17 protein-coding genes are annotated in these 21,688 nt (G+C 41.1%); 9 read left to right on the forward strand and 8 right to left on the reverse strand.

Going from position 1 to position 21,688, the window contains the following annotated elements; all coding sequences use genetic code 11:
• Positions 1-56 precede the first annotated feature (56 nt).
• A complete protein-coding gene (locus V7K97_RS01325) occupies positions 57-446 on the reverse strand; it encodes a hypothetical protein (protein ID WP_334798900.1) in 390 nt (129 codons plus the stop codon).
• A gap of 272 nt (positions 447-718) precedes the next feature.
• On the opposite strand from V7K97_RS01325, the gene queA reads away from it, so the two are divergent.
• The 6 genes from queA (at position 719) to V7K97_RS01355 (ending at position 9,412) form a co-directional block, all read left to right on the forward strand.
• The gene (queA, locus tag V7K97_RS01330; RefSeq protein ID WP_442938891.1) at positions 719-1,903 is read left to right on the forward strand and encodes a tRNA preQ1(34) S-adenosylmethionine ribosyltransferase-isomerase QueA; all 1,185 of its coding nucleotides are present in this window, start codon (positions 719-721) and stop codon (positions 1,901-1,903) included.
• A 397-nt stretch (positions 1,904-2,300) separates the two neighbouring features.
• Positions 2,301-2,924 carry a serine O-acetyltransferase gene (locus V7K97_RS01335; RefSeq protein ID WP_334798901.1) on the forward strand — a complete coding sequence of 208 codons (624 nt, stop codon included), beginning with the start codon at positions 2,301-2,303 and terminating at the stop codon, positions 2,922-2,924.
• A 200-nt stretch (positions 2,925-3,124) separates the two neighbouring features.
• Complete coding sequence (locus V7K97_RS01340; protein ID WP_334798902.1) at positions 3,125-4,255, forward strand: tetratricopeptide repeat protein; 1,131 nt, start codon at positions 3,125-3,127, stop codon at positions 4,253-4,255.
• A 112-nt stretch (positions 4,256-4,367) separates the two neighbouring features.
• Positions 4,368-5,210, forward strand: a complete 843-nt coding sequence (locus V7K97_RS01345) for a methyltransferase domain-containing protein (RefSeq protein ID WP_334798903.1) — start codon at positions 4,368-4,370, stop codon at positions 5,208-5,210.
• Positions 5,211-6,359: 1,149 nt separating this feature from the next.
• Positions 6,360-7,079 carry a carbonic anhydrase gene (locus V7K97_RS01350; RefSeq protein WP_334798904.1) on the forward strand — a complete coding sequence of 240 codons (720 nt, stop codon included), beginning with the start codon at positions 6,360-6,362 and terminating at the stop codon, positions 7,077-7,079.
• Between the two features lie 824 nt (positions 7,080-7,903).
• Positions 7,904-9,412 (forward strand): UbiD family decarboxylase, encoded by a 1,509-nt coding sequence (locus tag V7K97_RS01355; protein ID WP_334798905.1) that lies wholly within the window; start codon positions 7,904-7,906, stop codon positions 9,410-9,412.
• A 77-nt stretch (positions 9,413-9,489) separates the two neighbouring features.
• Here V7K97_RS01355 and V7K97_RS01360 read toward each other — a convergent pair whose 3' ends face one another.
• The 4 genes from V7K97_RS01360 to V7K97_RS01375 all read right to left on the reverse strand — a co-directional run bounded on the left by V7K97_RS01360 (position 9,490) and on the right by V7K97_RS01375 (position 15,497).
• Positions 9,490-9,684 carry a hypothetical protein gene (locus V7K97_RS01360; RefSeq protein ID WP_334798906.1) on the reverse strand — a complete coding sequence of 65 codons (195 nt, stop codon included), beginning with the start codon at positions 9,682-9,684 and terminating at the stop codon, positions 9,490-9,492.
• A gap of 118 nt (positions 9,685-9,802) precedes the next feature.
• Positions 9,803-13,543 (reverse strand): S8 family serine peptidase, encoded by a 3,741-nt coding sequence (locus V7K97_RS01365; RefSeq protein ID WP_334798907.1) that lies wholly within the window; start codon positions 13,541-13,543, stop codon positions 9,803-9,805.
• Positions 13,544-13,642: 99 nt separating this feature from the next.
• Positions 13,643-14,062, reverse strand: coding sequence for a hypothetical protein (locus V7K97_RS01370; RefSeq protein ID WP_334798908.1), 420 nt, complete (start codon positions 14,060-14,062; stop codon positions 13,643-13,645).
• Positions 14,063-14,102: 40 nt separating this feature from the next.
• Positions 14,103-15,497, reverse strand: coding sequence for a site-2 protease family protein (locus V7K97_RS01375; RefSeq protein WP_334798909.1), 1,395 nt, complete (start codon positions 15,495-15,497; stop codon positions 14,103-14,105).
• Positions 15,498-15,945: 448 nt separating this feature from the next.
• Between V7K97_RS01375 and V7K97_RS01380 the strand changes: the two genes are divergently transcribed.
• The gene (locus V7K97_RS01380) at positions 15,946-16,107 is read left to right on the forward strand and encodes a hypothetical protein (RefSeq protein WP_334798910.1); all 162 of its coding nucleotides are present in this window, start codon (positions 15,946-15,948) and stop codon (positions 16,105-16,107) included.
• 167 nt (positions 16,108-16,274) lie between these two features.
• Here V7K97_RS01380 and V7K97_RS01385 read toward each other — a convergent pair whose 3' ends face one another.
• A complete protein-coding gene (locus tag V7K97_RS01385; RefSeq protein ID WP_334798911.1) occupies positions 16,275-16,727 on the reverse strand; it encodes an endonuclease domain-containing protein in 453 nt (150 codons plus the stop codon).
• Between the two features lie 200 nt (positions 16,728-16,927).
• Here V7K97_RS01385 and V7K97_RS01390 point away from each other — a divergent pair, with 200 nt between their 5' ends.
• Positions 16,928-18,532, forward strand: a complete 1,605-nt coding sequence (locus V7K97_RS01390; RefSeq protein WP_334798912.1) for a tetratricopeptide repeat protein — start codon at positions 16,928-16,930, stop codon at positions 18,530-18,532.
• A 537-nt stretch (positions 18,533-19,069) separates the two neighbouring features.
• Here the strand turns inward: V7K97_RS01390 and V7K97_RS01395 are convergent.
• Positions 19,070-19,813 carry a response regulator transcription factor gene (locus tag V7K97_RS01395; RefSeq protein ID WP_334798913.1) on the reverse strand — a complete coding sequence of 248 codons (744 nt, stop codon included), beginning with the start codon at positions 19,811-19,813 and terminating at the stop codon, positions 19,070-19,072.
• 156 nt (positions 19,814-19,969) lie between these two features.
• Between V7K97_RS01395 and V7K97_RS01400 the strand changes: the two genes are divergently transcribed.
• Complete coding sequence (locus tag V7K97_RS01400) at positions 19,970-21,034, forward strand: YheT family hydrolase (protein WP_334798914.1); 1,065 nt, start codon at positions 19,970-19,972, stop codon at positions 21,032-21,034.
• A gap of 476 nt (positions 21,035-21,510) precedes the next feature.
• Here the strand turns inward: V7K97_RS01400 and pirA are convergent, their stop codons facing one another.
• Entirely contained in the window at positions 21,511-21,666 is a 156-nt protein-coding gene (gene pirA / locus V7K97_RS01405; RefSeq protein ID WP_334798915.1) for an arginine synthesis PII-interacting regulator PirA, read from the reverse strand.
• Positions 21,667-21,688: the final 22 nt, after the last annotated feature.

Genomic DNA, 21,688 nt, shown 5'->3' on the forward strand with positions numbered 1-21,688 from the left:
AACATCTTCATTACCAATGACCAATAATTTTCTAGTGGCGTTACAACCAAATAGGATCACGCCAAAGTTTCTGGACAGTAGCCTAAGCCCCGGACAAACTGTTGCCGGAAGGCTTCAATTTCGTCTCTCTCTGGGCTACCATGAGAAACGATCGCTACTTGATAACGACGCATCACGTCCACAGGGCACTGTCCTGATTCCAAACTCCAAAGTGCCATTTGCACCCTCATTGGCGGTTCGTAACTGATTCCTAATTCATTTAGAAAAGCCCGAAAGTCGCCATCTTCTTGGGGCGAGATTTGACCTTTGAGTTTGATCCTAACCACCCAGCCATCAATTTGATGAATTACGGTGACGAACGAAACTGGTGTCTGGGGTCTAGCGTGGAGGTGTTGAACGACCCTCAGGGTTAGACTGGCATTTGCCAGATAGTACAAGTATTCCATGTTTGTTGGTGCTTGGGATCAAAGCCAATCCTACATATCTATATTCGTCAATCAGTGCCTGTTCCCGGTAGGGTAAAAGCCCCCGTTTTTAGATGGGGAGGTTTACCCAATTTTTATATTAAGTTTTCCGTGTTACTTAATAGTAACAATCTTATAGCCTAGAAGCAAAACTGAGCGAAGATGCCTTAAAGTTCCTTTATAAGGGAAAACTCAAACCAGCTTTTTTGAGAGAGTATAAATACTAGATAAAGCAAAAACTAGTAGAAGCCAATTTGAAAGACACCTCTGCCCCACAAGCAAAAGATTTGGAATTAGATTGCTCGGTAGCTGGCTATGACTACAAACTACCTCCAGAACTCATTGCCCAAAATCCAGCAGTTCCTAGAGATAGTTCGCGGTTACTGGTAGTTAATTCTCCCACTACAGGCACCGAAACAGCACCCTTACACCACATTTTCCATGATTTGCCTGCACTGCTACGTTCTGGTGATTTGTTGGTTATGAACAATACAAGAGTCATTCCAGCGCGGCTTTATGGTCATAAATCCACTGGTGCTAAAATTCAGGTGTTGCTGTTGGAAGAACGGCAGCATAACTGCTGGTTAGCTTTAGTTAAGCCAGGAAAAAGCTTCAAACAGGGAACGAAGATTATTTTTGATGCAAGGGGATTAGGGATTGGGGATTGGGAAGATTCTTCCCTAGTCCCTAGTCCCCAGTTCCCAGTCCCCCATCCTCAACTCACGGCTACGGTTTTAGAAACAGATGCAGCAACCGGGGGGCGTTTGTTGCAATTTGATGTGCCAGAGGGAAAGACTTTGGTGCAACTGTTAGAGGTATTTGGTGAAGTTCCGCTACCGCCCTACATTACTACCTCAGAAGCTGCTGATGAGCAGTATCAGACAGTTTATGCTAAAGAGCCAGGTGCGATCGCAGCGCCGACGGCAGGATTACACTTTACCCCAGAATTATTACAAAAGTTGCGCGATCGCCAAATCAATCAAGCTTTTGTCACACTACACGTTGGTGTGGGCACATTTCGCCCTGTGGAAGTGGAGGATGTAACTACCCATCAGATGCATGAAGAATGGATTGAAGTCCCCGCCGCCACAGTAGAGCAAATCCGCGCCACAAAAGCAGCTGGCGGTCGAATTATTGCGGTGGGAACAACGGCAGTAAGGGCTTTAGAAGGGGCGGCTCAATCTGGGAATTTACAACCATTATGCGGTAAAACAGACTTGTTTATTTATCCCGGCTACCAATGGCGGGTGGTGGATGGTTTAATTACCAATTTTCACCTGCCACGTTCCAGTTTGCTGATGTTGGTAAGTGCGCTAATTGGCAGACAACGATTATTGAATATATACAACGAAGCGATCGCTTCAAGGTATCGCTTTTATTCATTCGGTGATGCTATGCTAATTTTGCCCGAAGCTATAAGAGCTTTGAGTCAGGCATGAGGGCAATAGGGTTTGCTGAAGTTTTAATCTGTCTACTGCCATTATTTGTGAGTTTTCTAGAAATGCTCATGGGGGTTGAACTGTCATCAAAAGCTATAAACTTTGGTCAACAAGGAAAATGAGATTACCAATTTCGGTATATTCGACTTGATGTTAGTTTAGAGCTGCTGAAGGGAGCATCCCAAATGTGCAAAAACCTTGATAGCCCTCATCCCCTAACCCCTTCTCCCAAAGATGGGATTCGGGGAACTAGAATTATGTCTCCCCTCTCCCAAAGATGGGAGAGGGGCTGGGGGTGAGGGAAAAGATTTAAGCTCTCATTGGGATGCTCCCGTTGCTGAACAGCAGCAACTTTTACTTTTTTTACAGAATTTTAATATCCCACAGGAGTAATTTTATGCGTGACTTCACAATTAAATTGGTCAAAATTATCATCCAGATCATGAATGCTCCGATGCTCATATTGTTTATCGTCACTACAAAGAAAGAGGTGATTCTTGTGGATGTAAGACGATGGGCAAAGATAGTTGAGTTAAGTGATACTTCTGACTGGGTTAACTTGCTATATTTGCTTTATAAATATCCCGAATTTAGAAGTCTTTACTATTACAGAATTAAAAAAGGTAACTTTCTGGGATTGGTACTCATGCATTTTATAAAATTCTTTTATAAAGAATGTCCCAGCCTATTTTTATATTGCGATTGTATTGGTTCTGGGCTATTTATTCAACATGGATTTAGTACTATAGTAAATGCAAGAAGCATTGGTGATAATTGCTGGATTAATCAACAGGTAACAATAGGATATAACAGTAAAGATAATTTTCCTCCGACAATTGGCAACAATGTAACTATAAGTTCAGGAGCAAAAGTCATTGGTAACGTCACTATAAATGATCATGTCATAGTAGGAGCAAATGCAGTTGTAGTCAAAGATATTCCCAGTAATTGTGTTGTTGTCGGTGTTCCAGCTTATATAATCAAGAGAGATGGCGTGAAAGTAAAAGAGCAGTTGGTTTAAATTTGTTTATTACCAGATGACAAAACCTGTAGAATACCGCACTAATTACGGTAGGCAAGTCAACTGAACAATGACAAGAGTGTACAAAAGTGGGATGCTCCCGAAATGAAGAATTCTTAATTTTTTGATTTGTAATTTTTTATGCTGTGGTGGGTACTCTGACTTATAAACATTTAAGCAGAAGTACAGCTATGTCACTCATGTCTAAAAAATCTCAACCTCATCAGTGGTTTCATCGATTATTTAAGGTTACATCTCACCGAAACCCTGTTCAGCAAAAGCCGCCTCTCAGATTTCTGTTTGCTTTCTCTACATTTTTGGTCTTGGTTGCACCGACAATTACTAATTTCCCAGTCAGCAAGTTGCTGGCAGAAACGGCAATTTCTCAGGATCTTCAAGCAGCGATCTTTTTCCAGGAAGGAGTAACGCGCTATAACCGCAAAGACTTACAGGGTGCGGAATATGCCTTTAGACAAGCATTGGAACGAGATCCTAACCTTGGGGCGGCGCGAAATTATTTGGGTAATATATTCATGGAGCAAAACCGCCTGGATGTAGCTTTGCAAGAATATACAGAGGCCATTAGAGTTAATCCTAATTTTAGCGAAGCTTATTACAACTTAGGGCTAGTGTTGCACCGACAAGGAGAAAAAGATGCCGCGATTACGGCTTATCGCCAAAGCCTGGTGATAGATTCCACAAGGGTAGGAGCGCTGTATAATCTGGGTTTGCTGCTGTATGAACAAGGACACCTTGAGGATGCGATCGCAGCATACCAAAAAGTGATTAATCTCGATAGCAGCAATGCCAATGCTTATTTTAACCTAGCGATCGCCTTGCAACAACAAGGAAAAATAGAGTCAGCGATCGCTACTTATCGCCAAGCTTTGCAGCTAGATCCTAAAAACGGCACAGCCTACAACAACATGGCAAGTTTGCTGGCAATTCATGGGCAAACTTCTGAGGCTATTTCTGCTTATCGGCAAGCTATTCGCCAAAATCCTAAAAACGCTTCAGCTTACTATAACTTGGGAGTCACTTTATATAATCAGGGCGAGTTCAAGAAAGCCAATGGAGTCTTAAAACGTGCCCATAACGAGTATAGTGAGCAAGGCAACATTGAACAAGCCCAAAAAATTGAGCAGCTAATGCAGCAAATTGCCCAGAAAAGTGGACAACAGCAACCTCAAACCAGTCAAACACCTACTCCAAGTAATGTAGTACAAACACCTGAGCCACAGATGTCAAATCAACCAGAAATGCCCGCAAACCCTGGCAATGTGCCTGTCTCAGTTGAACCACAGCCGACTGCAACGAGTCGTGGACAATAACAAATAATTCAAAATTCAAAATTAATATTCTGACCTCATTTAAAAACATACATGGTAGCCTACCACCAGTATGTTTTTTTTGAATGTCACATCTCTCAATACTACTTTTTTCATGAGTGCAACACTTTACCAGCAAATTCAGCAGTTTTACGATGCTTCCTCTGGTCTGTGGGAACAGATTTGGGGCGAACACATGCACCACGGCTATTACGGCGCTGATGGTAGCCAGAAAAAAGACCGTCGTCAAGCTCAAATTGATTTAATCGAACAACTGCTCAATTGGGCAGGGGTACAAGCAGCAGAAAATATTCTTGATGTGGGTTGTGGCATTGGTGGCAGTTCTTTATACCTGGCAGAAAAGTTTAATGCTAAAGCTACAGGGATTACATTGAGTCCTGTACAAGCTGCCAGAGCAACGGAACGCGCAATGGAAGCTAATTTGAGTGTTAAAACTCAGTTCCAGGTAGCCAATGCTCAAGAGATGCCCTTTGCTGACGATTCTTTTGATTTGGTTTGGTCGCTGGAAAGTGGTGAACACATGCCAGATAAAACTAAGTTTCTCCAGGAGTGTTATCGGGTGTTGAAACCTGGTGGCAAGTTAATTATGGTCACTTGGTGTCATCGACCGACTGATAAGTTACCACTGACGGCGGATGAAGAGAAGCATTTGCAGGATATTTATCGGGTGTATTGTTTGCCTTATGTGATTTCTTTGCCAGAGTATGAAGCGATCGCACTTCAACTACCATTACATAATATCCGCACCGCCGATTGGTCAACCGCCGTCGCCCCCTTTTGGAATGTAGTCATTGATTCGGCGTTCACTCCCCAAGCGCTTTGGGGCTTACTCAATGCCGGTTGGACTACCATTCAAGGGGCGTTATCGTTGGGGTTGATGCGTCGCGGTTATGAGCGCGGGTTAGTTCGGTTTGGCTTATTATCTGGTGTTAAGTAATTACTCTAGGGGAACTAGTACAAGAAGGCAAAAGTAAAAAGGCAAAAGTAAAAAGAAAGAATGCTTATTTTGTAGGCTTTCTGGCTATTTAAAATGGCTGCTTTATTTACGCCGTGTCGTACTAGTGCGTTGAATTCAACGAACTTATCCCTGCCTTGAATTTTAGTTCAAGTCTGTTCCTCTCCGACTCGGAGAGGGAAGGTTTTACTTAGAGACTTCCAAATAAAACAGGACTTACGCACTGGTAACGGAAAATCGAACCACAGAGGACGCAGAGTACAGGGAGGAATAGGAGTTTAAGAGGTTTCTTGCGTAAGTCCTATAAAAAATACTCAACTACTTCTTGTGGGGTGGGCGAGACGCCCACCCCACAGCCGTTGACCTGACTTTTCACGTTATGTGGAAAAGTCCACCAAAAACCTAACCCCCTAACCCCCTTCCCTCCTAGGGAAGGGGGAAAATTCAAAGTCTCTCTCCTTAAAGGAAGAGAGAAATAGAAGTGAGGTTTTCCAGATGCTGCTGAATTGTCAGTGCCGTTGACGCAGACTCTGGTAGAGAAGAGTCGAAGTGCAGGCTACCCTAGGCTAATTAAGTGCTTGTTGAGATTTTTTAAAACTTGTTAACTACTTTCATTTCTTTATTAGTTCTTTATTTTCTGTTTATAAATTAAAGCTGTTGGTAGTTAAGCCAAGAGCGAACTACTTGTTTGTGTTTAACTTTTTTAATAAAACAACAATTCTATGACAAACTGCCCTTGCTGTTCCAACCAAATGCTTCGTCACATTCGTTTACAAGAAACCTACTGGTTCTGCCGCCACTGCTGGCAAGAGATGCCTAACCTGAGTTCAGAAATTAACAGAAGTAGTTTAAATTTCACTAGAAAAAGCACATCATTAGTTAGAGAGCCAATTTCAGTCAGCCACAAATCTTACTTTTGAAAATGAACGTAATAACAGAGGTTTGTGCCACCCGGAATTAGGAAGCAAACACCATTGGTAATAGAGCGATAAGCCTAAGGCAGAGTGGATTCTAACAACTCTAAATTACGTGAAGATTAAATGACTCTTAAACCGTGTAATCAGGTACTCTTGCATTTTGCTTGAGTCTGATATCTTCTTGGGAACAGCTTTGTTGTTGTCAGGTAGATTAATGAGTCGAATTAATGGATTTGTCGGGCGACGTGATTTCTTAAAATTCGCCAGTATTGTAGGTATTGCGGCTACTGTTTTTGGTGATAGCTTTTGGAATCCAGAGCAAACTGCTGTTGCTGATATTCATCCAAACCCTAATTCAATCAGTCCAAATGAAGCCATCAGAAGGTTGCTGGATGGTAATCAAAGATTTATCCATCAAAAACGTCAATATCCCGATCAATCATTAGAACATCTGCGATTAGTTGCTAAAGCTCAGTATCCCTTTGCCGCCATATTCGGCTGTGCAGATTCCAGAGTACCTGCGGAAATCATCTTCGATCAAGGACTTGGAGATTTATTTGTCGTGCGAGTTGCTGGCAATGTCGTCAGTGACACGGTTATAGGTAGTCTCGAATATTCTACAGCAGTATTAGGTTCGCAGTTGATTGTGGTTTTGGGTCATAGAAGATGCGGTGCAGTAGCAGAAGCAATCAAAAACGAACTACTTCCTGGCAGAATTGGTTTAATTATTGAGGGTATCAAACCATCTCTAGAAAGGATAAAGTTCAGAACGGGTGATAATATGCAGGATGCAGTTATAGCCAACATTCAGTATCAAACTGAAAAATTGCAAGAAAACTCAACAATTTTAGCTAAATTGCTCCGTGAAGGTAAACTAAAAATTGTTGGTGCTTGTTACGATATTGATACTGGTAAAGTCAACATTATTACTTGAATATCTCATACCTTTTAGGCGGAGGATTTTTAGTTTAATAATGTTATAAAAAATTCTTACTTATAAAATATTTTTTATTAATAGTCTTGAAGATTAATTAAATTCATTGCTCAACTTATAGCGGTTCTCGGTTTAGTGAGGTACAAGAACCCCACCCCCAACCCCCTCCCCGCTCTTCGAGAGGGGGCTAAGATGTACCTCATGTGATTAGGAAACGCTATATATAGGACTAGTATTTGATTTTTGAAATGCACGTAGTTGACCCTCTAGGCTAAAATACTGCATTAGACGTAGACGTAGGTTGGGTGGAGCGGAGCGCAACCCAACATATATCAGGATGTTGGGTATCAGGATGTTGGCTTTGGCAAAGCCTCCAACGCGGGAAACCACCGCAACGCAGTGGCTCCCCAACAAAGCAATTTTTTTGCAACATTTTCCTAGAGAGTCCACTACAAGACTACCGAGATTTTTTCAGAAATCAAATATGATTCCTATAGCAATCCTAGTCCAAGCTTGTAAAAAATAAACCTAGCAGGGGCGATATAACAAGGCCGCCTGCCAGGAAACTATAGTATATTCTGGCCATGTTTGATTAGGTTAGCGCTTATTTGTAAAAAATAATTGCGTATCCCTAGATACAATAACTAAATCCTTTGAAAAACACAGTTAAGAAAAGTTACTAAATAGGTTAATTTCTAATTAAAACCAACAATTCGCCAAATGAGGAGATGGGGACACACACGGAAAAGTATTTCCCAATGCCCAATGCCCCATAATATAAGAAAGCCCTTCACACTTCTTAAATAATCAGCTTTATCAGAACAATGGCGAGAGACTTGCGGGGATTCATTAAAATTTTGGAAGAAAGAGGACAATTACGGCGAATTTCAGCTTTAGTTGACCCAGATTTAGAAATTGCTGAGATTTCCAACCGGATGCTGCAAAAAGGTGGTCCAGGATTGTTGTTTGAAAACGTCAAAGGCGCTTCCTTTCCGGTGGCGGTGAATTTGATGGGAACTGTGGAAAGGATTTGCTGGGCGATGAATATGCAGCATCCAGAGGAGTTGGAAACTCTGGGGAAAAAACTAAGTATGCTGCAACAGCCAAAACCGCCGAAGAAGATTTCCCAAGCGATAGATTTTGGAAAAGTGCTGTTTGATGTGGTGAAGGCGAAACCAGGACGTGACTTTTTCCCTGCTTGTCAGCAAGTTGTGCTTCAAGGTAATGATTTAGATTTAAACAAGTTACCTTTGATACGTCCTTATATTGGTGATGCTGGCAAGATTATCACCCTAGGACTAGTAATTACCAAAGATTGTGAAACGGGTACTCCAAATGTAGGTGTGTATCGCTTGCAACTACAATCTCAGAATACGATGACAGTTCACTGGTTATCAGTGCGGGGTGGAGCAAGGCATTTGCGAAAAGCAGCCGAACGTGGGAAAAAATTAGAAGTTGCGATCGCACTTGGTGTAGATCCTCTAATTATTATGGCAGCTGCCACACCCATCCCTGTAGATTTATCAGAATGGCTATTTGCTGGACTCTACGGCGGTTCGGGTGTGCAGTTAGCAAAGTGTAAAACCGTCGATTTGGAAGTTCCCGCAGATTCGGAATTTGTCTTGGAAGGAACGATTACACCAGGGGAAGTGTTACCAGATGGTCCCTTTGGCGACCACATGGGTTATTACGGCGGCGTGGAAGATTCGCCGTTGGTACGCTTTGAGTGTATGACGCACCGGAAAAATCCAATTTACTTAACAACATTTAGCGGTCGTCCACCTAAAGAAGAAGCGATGATGGCGATCGCACTAAATCGCATATATACTCCCATACTGCGGCAACAAGTATCAGAAATTGTCGATTTCTTCCTACCAATGGAAGCTTTGAGTTACAAAGCGGCGATTATTTCCATTGATAAAGCATATCCGGGGCAAGCACGACGGGCAGCTTTAGCGTTTTGGAGTGCTTTGCCACAATTTACATACACAAAATTTGTAATTGTTGTGGATAAAGACATAAATATTCGCGATCCGCGTCAAGTTGTGTGGGCGATTAGTTCTAAAGTTGACCCAGTGCGGGATGTTTTTATTTTACCGAATACACCTTTTGATACCTTGGATTTTGCCAGTGAGAAAATTGGCTTAGGTGGACGGATGGGAATTGATGCAACTACAAAGATTCCGCCGGAAACAGACCATGAATGGGGTTCGCCTTTGGAATCTGACCCAGATGTGGCGGCGATGGTAGAGAGACGATGGGCGGAGTATGGTTTAGCAGAGTTGCAGTTAGGAGAAGTAGATCCAAATTTGTTTGGCTATGATATGAGGTAACGTGTTAGATAGAAACTGGTAAAAATCTCTGCTGGCTATCAGCTTAACTGATTTTTATCAGTCAAACTTATCCAAAATTACAGAATTTCAGGTAAATAGATCGCGCAGTAGCGATCGCTCTTTTGTTGACAAGGTGAGAAGCAAGCGATCTCATGATGGTCATCAAACTTGCTTGGACAGGAGTAATTGGGAGCAAGTGCGATCGCTCTTTTGTTGACAAGGTGAGAAAGAAGCGATCGCACTTTAATTACTAGGTTCTGGTGCAGTGACATTATTTTGTCATACCCAATCATCAATAACTTCCTAATGGAGATTTTGCCGTTTTTATTAAGTAGTGGTAACAAACAGAAAGTTGATGCACTGAAATTTCATAACCCGCAACTTGGGTTACTAGAAACCAAAGGCTGATTTTAACATGTTAAAGCCTTTGGACACAGTATTTACTGTATTACTTACTGCATTCTGGACAGTTTTTGCAGTCTCAGCTACAAGTTTCACACCTGCATTATAAGTATTATGAATGACGGTTTTTACTGTACTAGCAACTTCTTGGGCAATATTTATTACATTATTGACAACTTGCTTGGCAGTATTGATTATATTGTTGACAATTTGCTTGCCAGTATTGATTACTGCTTTGGTGGCATTTACAGCTCCTTTTGCAAACTTTGTGATAGCATCAGCAACTTTGGGAGTGACATTCTTAATTGTCTGTGCCACCTTTTGAGCTGCTTGCTGAATTTTTTGTTGAGAATATTGAACAACTTCGCTAATTCGCTTCTGCGTTTCTTGTTTGAAATCCTGATATGCAGCTTGTGCTTGTTGAACTTTTTCTTGGGCCAGTTGACGGACTTCCTTGACCTTTTCAAAAGCAGTATTGGCTATTCCTTGAGCTTCTTGGGCTTTCCTTTGTAGAGCTAAAATACCTTCATTAATAAAAGAGCCAACAGCATCTGCACCATCTTTAATTCCTTGACTGATTCCATCTAAAACTTTGCTGCCATAGTAGGCAGTTAGGTTAAATGCGTCAGTTGCTAAGTAATAGGGTGAGAATTGCTTTCCTATGCCTTGCCGTAGCAGTTCTGATTCAAGGCGAGAAAGCATCCAATCGAAGCTCCGGTCAGAAATTTCCTGTTTTGTAACTGGAATACAAATTGTATTAGGGTCATGGAGGAAGATATTGGTGTGTTGTTGGAGAGGATCACCCTTGAAACGCATTTCGTAAATAGTACCAGGTAGAAAAGCCCAACCAGCCCTCGAAACAATGTCTGTTGGACTAATATAGTGTGTTACTTGTACCCCTCCTTTAAACCTAGATAAACGATCAGGGCTAATCCCTGGAGCATTAAAGGTTACAATTTCACCTATCCACTTAGAAAAATCAGCAGCCGTGAGTTGTGCAAGTGCACCACCAAGGCTATGCCCAATCACATCTGGTTTTGGTTCGTTGTTGGCTTTTTCTTCGAGCCATTTATCAATGCCTTGCTGTAAAGCAGCATTATACTGTCCTACTCCAACACCTCCGGGATGAGCATTATCTACCCAGTCAATCTCTTCCTTGCTACCACGGAAAACTAAAACTGGTGGATAACCATCTTTAGTAAGTCCGAGAGCATAAAGTCCTTCACCCTGCTTAAAGACTTTTTCCACTTTATAGCCTTTAACATCCTCTCCTTCTTTATAGTCGTTATAGACTAAATCCTTAGCAATGAGTTCATACTCAATGTGCTTTTGTGGAGTAGGAAGAAGACTGGTCTGTGCTACCCAATAATCAGTGTTCGCCTTCACCTCTGCGATGCGACGCAAAGCTTCTTCTTGAGCGCGACGCAAAGCTTCTTCTTGAGCGCGACGTAAAGCTTCTTCTAACGCACGTTGGGCTGCTTCTGCCGCACGTTGAGCTGCTTCTGCTGCACGTTGAGCTGCTTCTGCTGCAAGTCGAGCTTCTTCTTCTGCACGCCGGATAGCTTCTTGACGTACACGTTCCTGAGCAGCTTGTTCTGGTGTGTTGTTAAAGTATAAGGCTGACATCCATTGATTTGTGCCAGCAATTTTGTACCAACGACTACTACCGCCTCCTGGCATATATGGATCAGGAACCCAAGTGCCATTGTTTTCAAATGCATCAAAAGTTACAGTCTGACCAGGATACTTGCGCCCCACCTCAGCGGAATTTGTACTAGGAGCAGAGCGAATCCGCAAAAAGCCAACTTGTGAAACATAACCAGCATTTAGAATTTGTGCATTAAATGCTGGGACGGAAACAGCAACTGGGCGTTCACTTGGGATAAAGCTGGCGTTTCCTATCTCCTCATTATTGTAATTGGATGCAATAGCTAAAGTTTCAAGTTTAAGATCAGCACTAAAACCACTGTTTCGTAAAATATCTTGAGCTTGTGCCAAGCTTTCTAAAGTTTCTTCATCAAAAACATCTAGAAGCTTCTCCATAGCTTCTACTTGCATACCGAAGTTATTCGCCGTGTACTCAAGGGCAATCTTTTGACTAGCCCTAGCTAAATACTCATTTAATTCAGAGCTGATCTCCCGAGCTGCTTCTTCATAAGCTGTACGCTCTTCTGCTGTAAAGCTGCTGAGATCCTCGTCATCAAGTTCTGATATACTTCCAAAACCAGGTAAAGCAGCTTCAAAAGCGGTATCAAGATTGAGTGACATTTCATCATTTGAGAGATTATTAAATGCTAAATCGTAACGTACTTCTGGTTGTGTAACCTTAGCCAAATCTACAGCATCAGCAATATTCAGTAACCCCGCGCCCGTTTCTTCATCCCACCCAGGCTCACCCAAATCCGTGGCGGTAGATTTCAAAATCTCAATCACCTGACGATAACTCAACCCAGGATTCGCCGCCCACACCAACGATGCCGCCCCCGTCACATTTGCCGTCGCCACCGAAGTTCCTGCCATCGTTCCCACACCATCACCTAGCGTCGATAATTTTGGTTTTTCTGCCGTCCCTCCCGATGCCAAAATATCCAAACTCTGCCCATAACTCGAATAAGCCGCCCGACTCTTACCGTCAGCAGCCCCCACCGTAATAATATTGTCAAACTCCTGAGAAGCTTGTCCTAAACCCGACATTACACCACCATCGTTCCCAGCAGCAGCCACAATCAAAACATGATTTTGCCGCGCATATTCCAACACCGCTCGTTCTTGTGGGGTTAATTCATAGCGTGTTGTTACGCTACCATCGGGGTTAGTTTGAGTCAGGTCAAAGCTTAGATTAACTACGCCATTTGGTTGCCCAGATGTCTTAAATTCATCAACAAATTCTTTCAAGGATTCAGCCCATTTACCCGAACCAATGGCACGACCTACCCAAATTGGTGCTTGGTCATTAATACCATCAATGCCAATGCCGTTACCTTCTGTAGCGCCAATAATCCCTAAAACATGAGTACCATGTTCGCTACCTTCACCATCTGCCAGTAAAGGATTATTGTCATTATCAACTAAATCTCTTCCCAACTTCACCCGACTGTAATCAATATCTGGATTATTGGCATTAAATCCTGTATCAATCACTCCAATTAAAGGCTGATCTGATTTTTTAAAATTAAATTTAGGAGGTTTATCTGTAGCTGGTGGATCGAAAGGTAATACATAACCAGGAGAATCTACATCTGGAAGGGTGAAAGTAGGCAAAGCAGATGTACCATCAGAAGAATCAGGATGAGAATCCAATCCTGGTGGTGGAGAATCTACTGAACAAACATCTGGATTGTACAATATTGATGGATTTTCAGTAAATGAATTTGTAGATACTCCTGGATTATCAAAGAATGATAAAGACTGAGAACTAGGATCAACAAGCCAATCACTCATTATTTGATGATCTAATAATGAAGTGTGTGGTTGATTTAGCAACTCTAAGGTTTTTGTATTTAGCTCATATAATAAGTCAGTTTGACTGGGGTCAATTTCTAATCCTGGAACCGTATGTAAATCAATTAAAAATGGCTCAGGTGAATTTTCGCCACCACCGACAAGAACGCTAGGGGTAATAATATCATCTAGAGGAAAACTTTTACCTTTCCATACTTCTCTCGGCTTTGATTTCTTGGAATTTTTAGCTTTTTGACCCTTTTTACCACCAAATCCAAACAGATTCATAAATGCACCCTTAAAAAAATAACCAATTAATTGAAGTAGTTGATTTTTTAGTAGTCCACGGAGGTGGACTTTATTTATGTAGCCAAGCAAGTGATATTTCTAATCGCTGGGTATATTTTCCATCGGTTCAATTAGTTGTAATTCAAAAGATGGACAAAAATGATAGAAATTATCTTCGCTTGGTTCCTCTGAATTGATAAATTGTAGCTGTCGATATTGTTGATGATTTGATGTAGAAAAATCATTAATTGGTAGTAAACCATTATTATTCAAACAATCACTTTTTTTTCTTAGTCGCTGCTTGAATAAATATCCTCCACCTAAAATCCCAAAAGCTAATATACCTACAAAAGGATAAGGCTCTGGTACAGATGCAAATTTATTACAAGGAGTAGAAGATTTATCGAGAGAACTAGCTCCTTGTGAAGGCTTGACATCTATTACCAAAATTAGTGATATTACTCCCAATGCAATTGGCAACAAGACATTATGAGCAATTTTTATGTGAGATTTTCTCATGATTTTCAGTTTCCTCTAAATAATGGTGTTCAAAATTAAACTATTTTGCTGGAAAAAATGGCGTATATAAATGCCAAATCCAGAAAAATAAGTTAACCAAAAGCCAGATGATATAAAGTAAACAAGCAGGAGCATAAACCGCTAGAATTCCTATATCCTCATTGCGCTCTTGACTAGGTTCTTTTCGCCATAATTGACCATAATATGCAAAGGATCTTTTACGTAAATGGTTAATTCCTGTCATAGCTTCTACCAAATAATAACCATCAAATTTATTCAGTGGGTTGAGATTAAGAGCTAAGGTAAATTGGGCTGCTAACATTAATAAATAAGTACCTGTATAAAACCAATTTCCTGGTGTTGATATGCTCCATAAACACAATGCAATTCCCCAAATAACTACTTGACAAATTACCCCTGCTGCCATTACTAAAGTGCGTTGTCTACGTTTGACTAAGCCATAAGCATCAGTGGTATTAGTGTATGCTCCTGGTAATAAGCAAATAAACATCATACCTATTTCTAAAACAACACCTTTGTAATGTTTTAATGTGAAAGCATGACCTAGTTCGTGAATAGATACCACCAACATCATCAGGAGTGCGAAAGGAAGGATTAAACTATAACCTTGACTACTCCATAACTCCTGCCCAAGGTGATAAATTCTCTCTTGCTTTGAAAAAGCAATGACAGTCGTAAAACCTAGAAATATACAGAGTAAGAAACAAAACTCTGTGGTAAAAATGAATCTAAATTTATTAATATTACGGTTTAGCCAACTATCGGGATTAAATAGGCGAAACTTAAAAAAAAGTAGTTGTGATATACTAAATTTTCTCGGAGTTTTTGGCGGCTCAATTCCTTCCAACATTCCCTTAATTGCTAGATTCTGTAACAGTTCTTGCAGATATTGAGGGCTAATTTTATATTTAGTCACAATAGTTTCTACTGGCAGTTGACTTAACTGCAAAATCAGAGTTTTATCGTAGTTACTGACTTGCAGATAGGCGATATTATCTGTGTTTTGCAGCCGTAACAACCAATATCCATCTGTATGCCATATCCACTGCACAGCAGATTTAAGTAGGCGTGAACGGCTGTTTTCTCCTTGGGTTTTTGCAAGGCTAGGATTTGCAAATATTCCCAATTTAATCAATTTTTCTAATAGCTGCACCATAAAGTTAGGAGAAATAACGTCCCCAAACTGCTGCTGACACTTTTCCTGAACGTGTCTAACTGTAAACTTCCCAGTGAAGTGCTGTAAAGCATAACCTTCAGTTGCTGAAAATAGATAACTATGCTTTGTTGTTATTGCTTGCAACTGCACTTTTTCTGATTCAATTAAAGAAATTAGTTTCCAGTAGGTTGCAAAATTTGGACAAAGCCAATTCTGACACTCGGCTATATTTAATGTTGATTTTTCTTCTGGATTCATATCTAGACTAGAGGATGTATGAAAAGTTTTTTATCTGCTAAATGATTGGAGATAATTGAAGTACAAGCAATTTGATGCTATAGATACTAAAATATGTAGGGAAGGTTGAAAATGCCCATTCTAACAATGCTTATTTATGCGATAAAAAAGTAAGTTACAAAATTACTGGAACCTGCTTCCTGGGTAAATCCAGTCAACAGCCATAGTTACTGAATCAATTAGCTAATCTCTGCCTGTTTGACTACTAAATATTTTTTGATAATTATTTCCAAGTTTGCTGCTGTAGCTAATGATATATTACGTATAATCATACTCGTCTTAAATAGCATTTGTAACTAGTAATTTATTGCTAGTTAACGAAGTTTAGATGAATTTTATTTAAAGAAATGTTAGGGGCTAAGTGAAACCCCTTACGGACTAACATTAATAAATTACCATTCAACAAAGTATGAAGAAAGGTTTACTTCAAGGTATTGAAATGGGTTTAGAATTAAAATTTGGCAGCGAAGAGTTAACAATATTACCAGAGATTGCCCAAATACAGGACGTAGAGATATTAAGGGTTATTCTCACCAGCATGAAAATCAAAACTGTGAATACTCTAAAATAACTCCGGTCAATCTATCAATAATTCACCACTTATTTGTCTCATAGACTCAAAATCACTATCTGGTGAAATAATTGTCAAATTATGATGCAAAGCGATCGCACACACGCACCAAAAACCACATAATTAGCCCCCTCCTCGCATGCGGGGAGGGGGTTGGGGGTGGGGTTCTATCTCTGCAACCAAGCAGCAATATCCTGCAACACCCCCTCCATCCTCTCCAAAACATCCTCATTTCTAAATCGCACAACTTGCAACCCCAAACTCTCCAAAAATTCTTGACGTATCGCATCTTCCTGTTGCGTATAGTCGTGAATTTCGCCATCCACTTCCACCACTAACCGCGCTTCATTACAGTAAAAATCGACGATAAAACGGTCAATTGTTTGCTGACGGCGGAACTTGAAACCCAAAAGTTGCTTGTGTCTCAACTTCTCCCAAAGTAGCTTTTCTGCTGGAGTTGATTCACAACGCATTTGTCGCGCCAATGGCTTAAGTTTTTTCCAAACTTCGTGTGGGGTTTGCCAAGGGTATTCCGGAACCCCACCCCCTAGCCCCCTCCCCGCAAGCGAGGAGGGGGGACTGGAGTCGGTGACAGGCTTGGGGTTTTGATTTTGAGTCATTTGCGATCTTGGTGGTTAGCTAATTAATATTTCATGTATTATTCCCAACGATCGTACTCTCCCAAACCCTCAAAACTCTGGCATAATCAGACATGGCTGCACGTTCAAAACTGATGTAAATCCTGCAAGCTAATTAAAAGGTTTACGCCGAATGGATATTTTAATAGAATAATCTCATCAAAAGATTCGCAGAAATATAAATGGACTGGATTACACTACTGCGATCGCTACAGTCTGATTTTATTAAAAGGTTAACATCTGGTTGTCTGCTTCATTGTGAAACAGAAGGTCAATATAGTGAATTAACTATTATCTCTGGAGAAAGATTAAAGGCATTACGGGAGTTTTGCTGGTTGATGGCTGAGAAATATAAGCGTGTTTCACCAGTCCGTGACGTTTTTATTAGCTATCTTAAAGGTAAGTTGGGTGAGGAAGTTGTCAAAGAACGTTTAGCTGATTTGATTACGGAAGTCGATTATGAAAAGCGATTCGGCGGCGATGGTAATATAGATTTTACCTTGACTTCTGACCCATCTATTGGTATTGAGGTTAAGTCTCGTCATGGTCCGATTGACAGAGTAAGATGGTCAGTTAGTTCTGAAGAGGTTGAAAAAAATGCAGTTGTAGTTTGCATTTTGATTCAAGAAGATGTGAGTGAAGCACAATCTGAGTATCACCTTTTTTTGGCTGGCTTTCTGCCAACTCGGATGATTAAGTTGAAGACTGGGAAAATTTCCTTTGGCATAGAACAATTGCTATATGGTGGTGGTTTATGGTGCTATCTAGAACAGTTACAATCTTCTCTAAATAATTCTTCTCGGCAACAACCAGCAATTTACAAATATCTCCCGAAGCAAGAAATTCCATCTAAGCCAACTATTAATCAGGTGAGGAAATCTTCTTTTAAACCTGAATATAGCGTTGAAGATGTAAGAATGGGTGATGAATATTTCGAGAAAGGAGAATATACGAATGCAATTACCAACTATAATCAAGCTTTAGAAGTTAATCATGGTGATGTTGATTTATATTATAAGCGAGGTTTAGCTCAATATCAATTGGGAGATTATGAGGCGGCGATCGCAGATTATTCTCAGGCAATTCAGATGAATATTCATGATGCTAAATTTTATAATAAACGAGGTTTAGCTTTATATCAACTGGGGCGATTAGAAGAAGCAATTAATGATTATACCCAAGCGATTAGAATTAATCCTCATGTTGCGGTAGCTTATAAAAACCGTGCCGAAGCTCGTTATCATGTCGGAGATAACCAAGGAGCGATTGAGGATTATACCCAGGCTATTAAAATTAACCCCCATTATGCCGATGCTTATAAAAATCGTGGGATTGCTCGTTATTTATTCGGCTCTCAACCGGGATTTCCCCAAGCAATCAAGATTAATCCTCAAGATGCCATAGCTTATAAAAAACGTGGTAATGCGCGTTCAGATTTAGGAGATTTTGAAGGAGCAATTGAAGACTATACTCAAGCAATCCAGATTAATCCTAGTTATGCCGATGCTTATTATAACCGTGGTAATGCGCGTTCAGATTTAGGAGATTTTCAGGGAGCAATTGAAGATTATACTCAGGCAATTCAGATTAATCCTAGTTATGCCGATGCTTATTACAATCGGGGTAATATTCGTTTAGAAATGGCAGATAAACAAGGAGCAATTGAAGATTTTCAAAAAGCGGCAGACATCTATCGTCAAGAAGGTAAACTAGAAGCACTCAAAGATACACGAGAAAGAATATTAGATTTAGAAATAGAAGAATCATTAGATATTTTAAACTTCTAGACAATCGCCTAGTTTATCTGTAGGTATATATAGGAGTGCGATTTGATTTCTGAAAAAATCTAAGTATCTGTAGGGTGTGTTATGGCGTAGCCTAACGCACCTAAATCGTTAACTGGTGCGTTACGCCAAAGGCTAACGCACCCTACGTATATTTCAGAAATCAAATATGAGTCCTATAGCAGTCCTAAATCAAACGCGCAGAATTTGAGATAGTCATAACCCCCTTAGCAAGGTGTAGCATCGGTGAGAGGTTAAGGTAATTGCACTGAAAATAATGATAATTAAAAAGAGGCAGAGGAACCCTACCGACACCAGTATCCTCTCCCTCTGCTCCACAAGATTATCATTTTCATTAAGGTTATTTTGAGTATTTTAACTCATTGACAAAATACGCTTTTTCTTAAATTATTACGGATACGCTGATAGAGACGTTGCATTGCAACGTCTCTACACACCTCACCAATGACCTTAAGTAAACAGAGTTTCTAAGAGTTATTGCCTAAGTGATAGCAAAGTTTAAGGGAATTTAGAGTGATTTCATTCAACGACTGTTACTGAAGCCCCTTCATTTGATGGAGGTATACCGGGTAACTCAAGACAGTATCCGGCACCATAGACTGTCTTGATATAGCGGGGGTGGCGGGGATCTGGTTCTAGCTTGGTTCTCAAGTGGCGAATATGGACTCGAATCGTTTCTATGTCATCATCAGGATCGTAGCCCCAAACTTCTCTGAGGATTTCGCTGGGGGAAACTGTTTGACCGTGGCGTTGCAGCAGGCAGTGAAGTAGCTCAAATTCCAAGTGAGTCAATTTCACTGTGTCATTAAACCATATTGCCTCAAATCTTTCAGGAACGAGGGTGAGTGAGCCATAGTTGAGAATCTCACTATGCTTTGCTGCTTGGGGAATGCGGTCAGTACGCCGCAAAAGTGCCCGCACCCGCGCCAGCAGTTCTTCAACTTCAAAAGGTTTGGTGAGGTAGTCATCTGCGCCAGCATTGAAGCCTTCCACCTTGTTCTGAGTTTGGCTCAAAGCCGTCAACATTAACACGGGAATCTCAGAGGTGCGATCGTCGCGCCGCAGGCGTTGGCAAACGGTAAACCCATCTACCCTGGGCAACATTAAATCGAGCATAATCAAGTCTGGTTGTAGCTGGAGAGCCAGCGCTTGACCTTTGATGCCGTCTTCGGCTTGACTAACATCGTAGCCAGCCATTTCCAAGTTGACGGCAACTAGTTCTGAAATCGCTGGGTCATCGTCTATGACAAGAATCCTCGGCATTCTTAAAAAATTATTACTACTTATTAAGGATAATTAACAACCTTTGATAGATACAAAGATTTGGAATCGATTATGAAAAAGTTTTTAAATCTTACATAAATATTAAGATTAAATGACTGTGAAATCAAGACTCAACTAAATGAAATCTTATAGTCTATGATGTGTTATACTCCCCCCTACAATCCGTCTTGGTTTTTACAAAACGGTGTGATGATGACTGTATACACCGCTTTGTGGGGAAAAGATTACTGGGAAAGTACTAATCTCTTACAAGAACCTTCTTATCACGAGAAAATCTTCATTGGTTGCCAAGGTGTGCCAATTTTTGGCTTGGTTGCAATTCCTGAAAATGCTCATAGCACGATTATCGGTACTTATGGAATTACTGGAGAGCTAGAGACGGAATGGTTTTTGAGAGTGCTAGCACGTAAGGCTTACGCTCAAGGATACGCGATGGTGTTATTTGATTGGCGTGCCCACGGCAAAACGGCCGTTTTGTCGCCGACTCTGACTTCTGATGGTTTGTATGAAGGAGAAGATTTTGTTCGGATTGCGGCGGCGGCGAAAGAAATGGGATGTCCGGGTAAATTTTGGTTTACAGGGTATTCTTTAGGAGGGCAATTGGCGCTATGGGGGGTGAAGGTCGCTGGTGAGGTAATTAGGGAGTGTGGAGATTTAGGATTAGAAGATAGCGATATTGGCGGTGGGATGGTGATTTGTCCGAGTTTGGATTCGGAGCGATCGCTATCTTATCTAGTTACAAAGCCCTTCGGCAGATATTTGGAAGCGGGAATTGCACAAAATTTAAAAAAACTGGCATGGAAGATACATGATGCCCATCCTGGAAGCATTGACCCCGCAGCGATTGAACGGGCAAATAGTATCTGGGGTTTTGATCATGAATTGGTAATTAGCCGACTAGGTTTTTCTTCAGTGGAAGCGTATTACCAAGCTAGTAGTGCTTTACAAATATTGCCGCAAATCTCGAAACCGACTTTGATTTTATATGCTGCTGACGATCCACTTTTTGACCCAGCTATCATACCGGAATTGCAAGCTGCTTGCGATCGCAATCCCGTAATAGATTTGTTCCTCACCCAGTATGGCGGCCATGTTGGCTATTTGAGTAGTAAAGAGTGCCAGCGTCAAGTACAAGACTCTGATCCTTGGTGGGCATGGAATCGGGTTTTACAATGGTTGGAACTTCAGCGTAATTCTTAATTAACAGTCAGATTAAATCTGAGCTAAAGAAACTGCCCTGCAACGTGCTGAATGCTTGGCAGCACAGTTACGAGCCTTGGGTATTGAGCTGACTTTTCACGATATCTGGAAAACCTCACTTCTATTTCTCTCTTCCTTTTAGGAGAGAGACTTTGAATTTTCCCCCTTCCCTACTAGGGAAGGGGGTTAGGGGGTTAGGTCAATCGTTAGCTTTTCCACATAAGGTGAAAAGTCAGGGGTATTGCAATACTGCTCGGATAAGCAGGGGAGGCAGGGGAAGCAGGGGAAGCAAAACTCTTCCCCTGCCCCCATTTCTCCCCCTGCTCCCCCTGCTTGCCTCAACCAAGAAATTCCTTAACCGAGCAGTATTGAGGGGTATTGAGCCGGAAGTGTGAGGATAGGAAGTAGGGTAACTAAAAAGAAAAAACCCGCCGTAGCGGGTTACACAACAAAACTATGAACAATGAAAACTTGATTTAGCTGGAATACCTCACCTCAGCTTCTAGTTGACGAATCAGCTGTTCGTCGCCTTTTGCTCTGGCTATCTGCAAGCGATGCTCCAGGCTTTTTTGAATATTCGCTCTGTGAGCTTCTCGTGCTTTGCTCACACTTTCTAGTCTATTTTGATTCATAGTGATTACTTGGTTTAATTTT

It is taken from the genome of Nostoc sp. (assembly GCF_036917815.1).
GTDB lineage: Bacteria > Cyanobacteriota > Cyanobacteriia > Cyanobacteriales > Nostocaceae > Nostoc.

What these genes read in the sequence shown, in the direction of transcription:
- V7K97_RS01340 (WP_334798902.1), top strand. Translation starts at nt 3,125, where the DNA reads ATGTCTAAAAAATCTCAACCTCATCAGTGGTTTCATCGATTATTTAAG.
- V7K97_RS01380 (WP_334798910.1), top strand. Translation starts at nt 15,946, where the DNA reads ATGAAGAAAGGTTTACTTCAAGGTATTGAAATGGGTTTAGAATTAAAA.
- V7K97_RS01400 (WP_334798914.1), top strand. Translation starts at nt 19,970, where the DNA reads ATGATGTGTTATACTCCCCCCTACAATCCGTCTTGGTTTTTACAAAAC.
- V7K97_RS01325 (WP_334798900.1), bottom strand. Translation starts at nt 446, where the DNA reads ATGGAATACTTGTACTATCTGGCAAATGCCAGTCTAACCCTGAGGGTC.
- V7K97_RS01345 (WP_334798903.1), top strand. Translation starts at nt 4,368, where the DNA reads ATGAGTGCAACACTTTACCAGCAAATTCAGCAGTTTTACGATGCTTCC.
- V7K97_RS01370 (WP_334798908.1), bottom strand. Translation starts at nt 14,062, where the DNA reads ATGAGAAAATCTCACATAAAAATTGCTCATAATGTCTTGTTGCCAATT.
- V7K97_RS01385 (WP_334798911.1), bottom strand. Translation starts at nt 16,727, where the DNA reads ATGACTCAAAATCAAAACCCCAAGCCTGTCACCGACTCCAGTCCCCCC.
- V7K97_RS01395 (WP_334798913.1), bottom strand. Translation starts at nt 19,813, where the DNA reads ATGCCGAGGATTCTTGTCATAGACGATGACCCAGCGATTTCAGAACTA.
- V7K97_RS01365 (WP_334798907.1), bottom strand. Translation starts at nt 13,543, where the DNA reads ATGAATCTGTTTGGATTTGGTGGTAAAAAGGGTCAAAAAGCTAAAAAT.
- V7K97_RS01335 (WP_334798901.1), top strand. Translation starts at nt 2,301, where the DNA reads ATGCGTGACTTCACAATTAAATTGGTCAAAATTATCATCCAGATCATG.
- V7K97_RS01355 (WP_334798905.1), top strand. Translation starts at nt 7,904, where the DNA reads ATGGCGAGAGACTTGCGGGGATTCATTAAAATTTTGGAAGAAAGAGGA.
- V7K97_RS01350 (WP_334798904.1), top strand. Translation starts at nt 6,360, where the DNA reads ATGAGTCGAATTAATGGATTTGTCGGGCGACGTGATTTCTTAAAATTC.
- V7K97_RS01375 (WP_334798909.1), bottom strand. Translation starts at nt 15,497, where the DNA reads ATGAATCCAGAAGAAAAATCAACATTAAATATAGCCGAGTGTCAGAAT.
- V7K97_RS01390 (WP_334798912.1), top strand. Translation starts at nt 16,928, where the DNA reads ATGGACTGGATTACACTACTGCGATCGCTACAGTCTGATTTTATTAAA.
- V7K97_RS01360 (WP_334798906.1), bottom strand. Translation starts at nt 9,684, where the DNA reads ATGTCACTGCACCAGAACCTAGTAATTAAAGTGCGATCGCTTCTTTCT.
- pirA (WP_334798915.1), bottom strand. Translation starts at nt 21,666, where the DNA reads ATGAATCAAAATAGACTAGAAAGTGTGAGCAAAGCACGAGAAGCTCAC.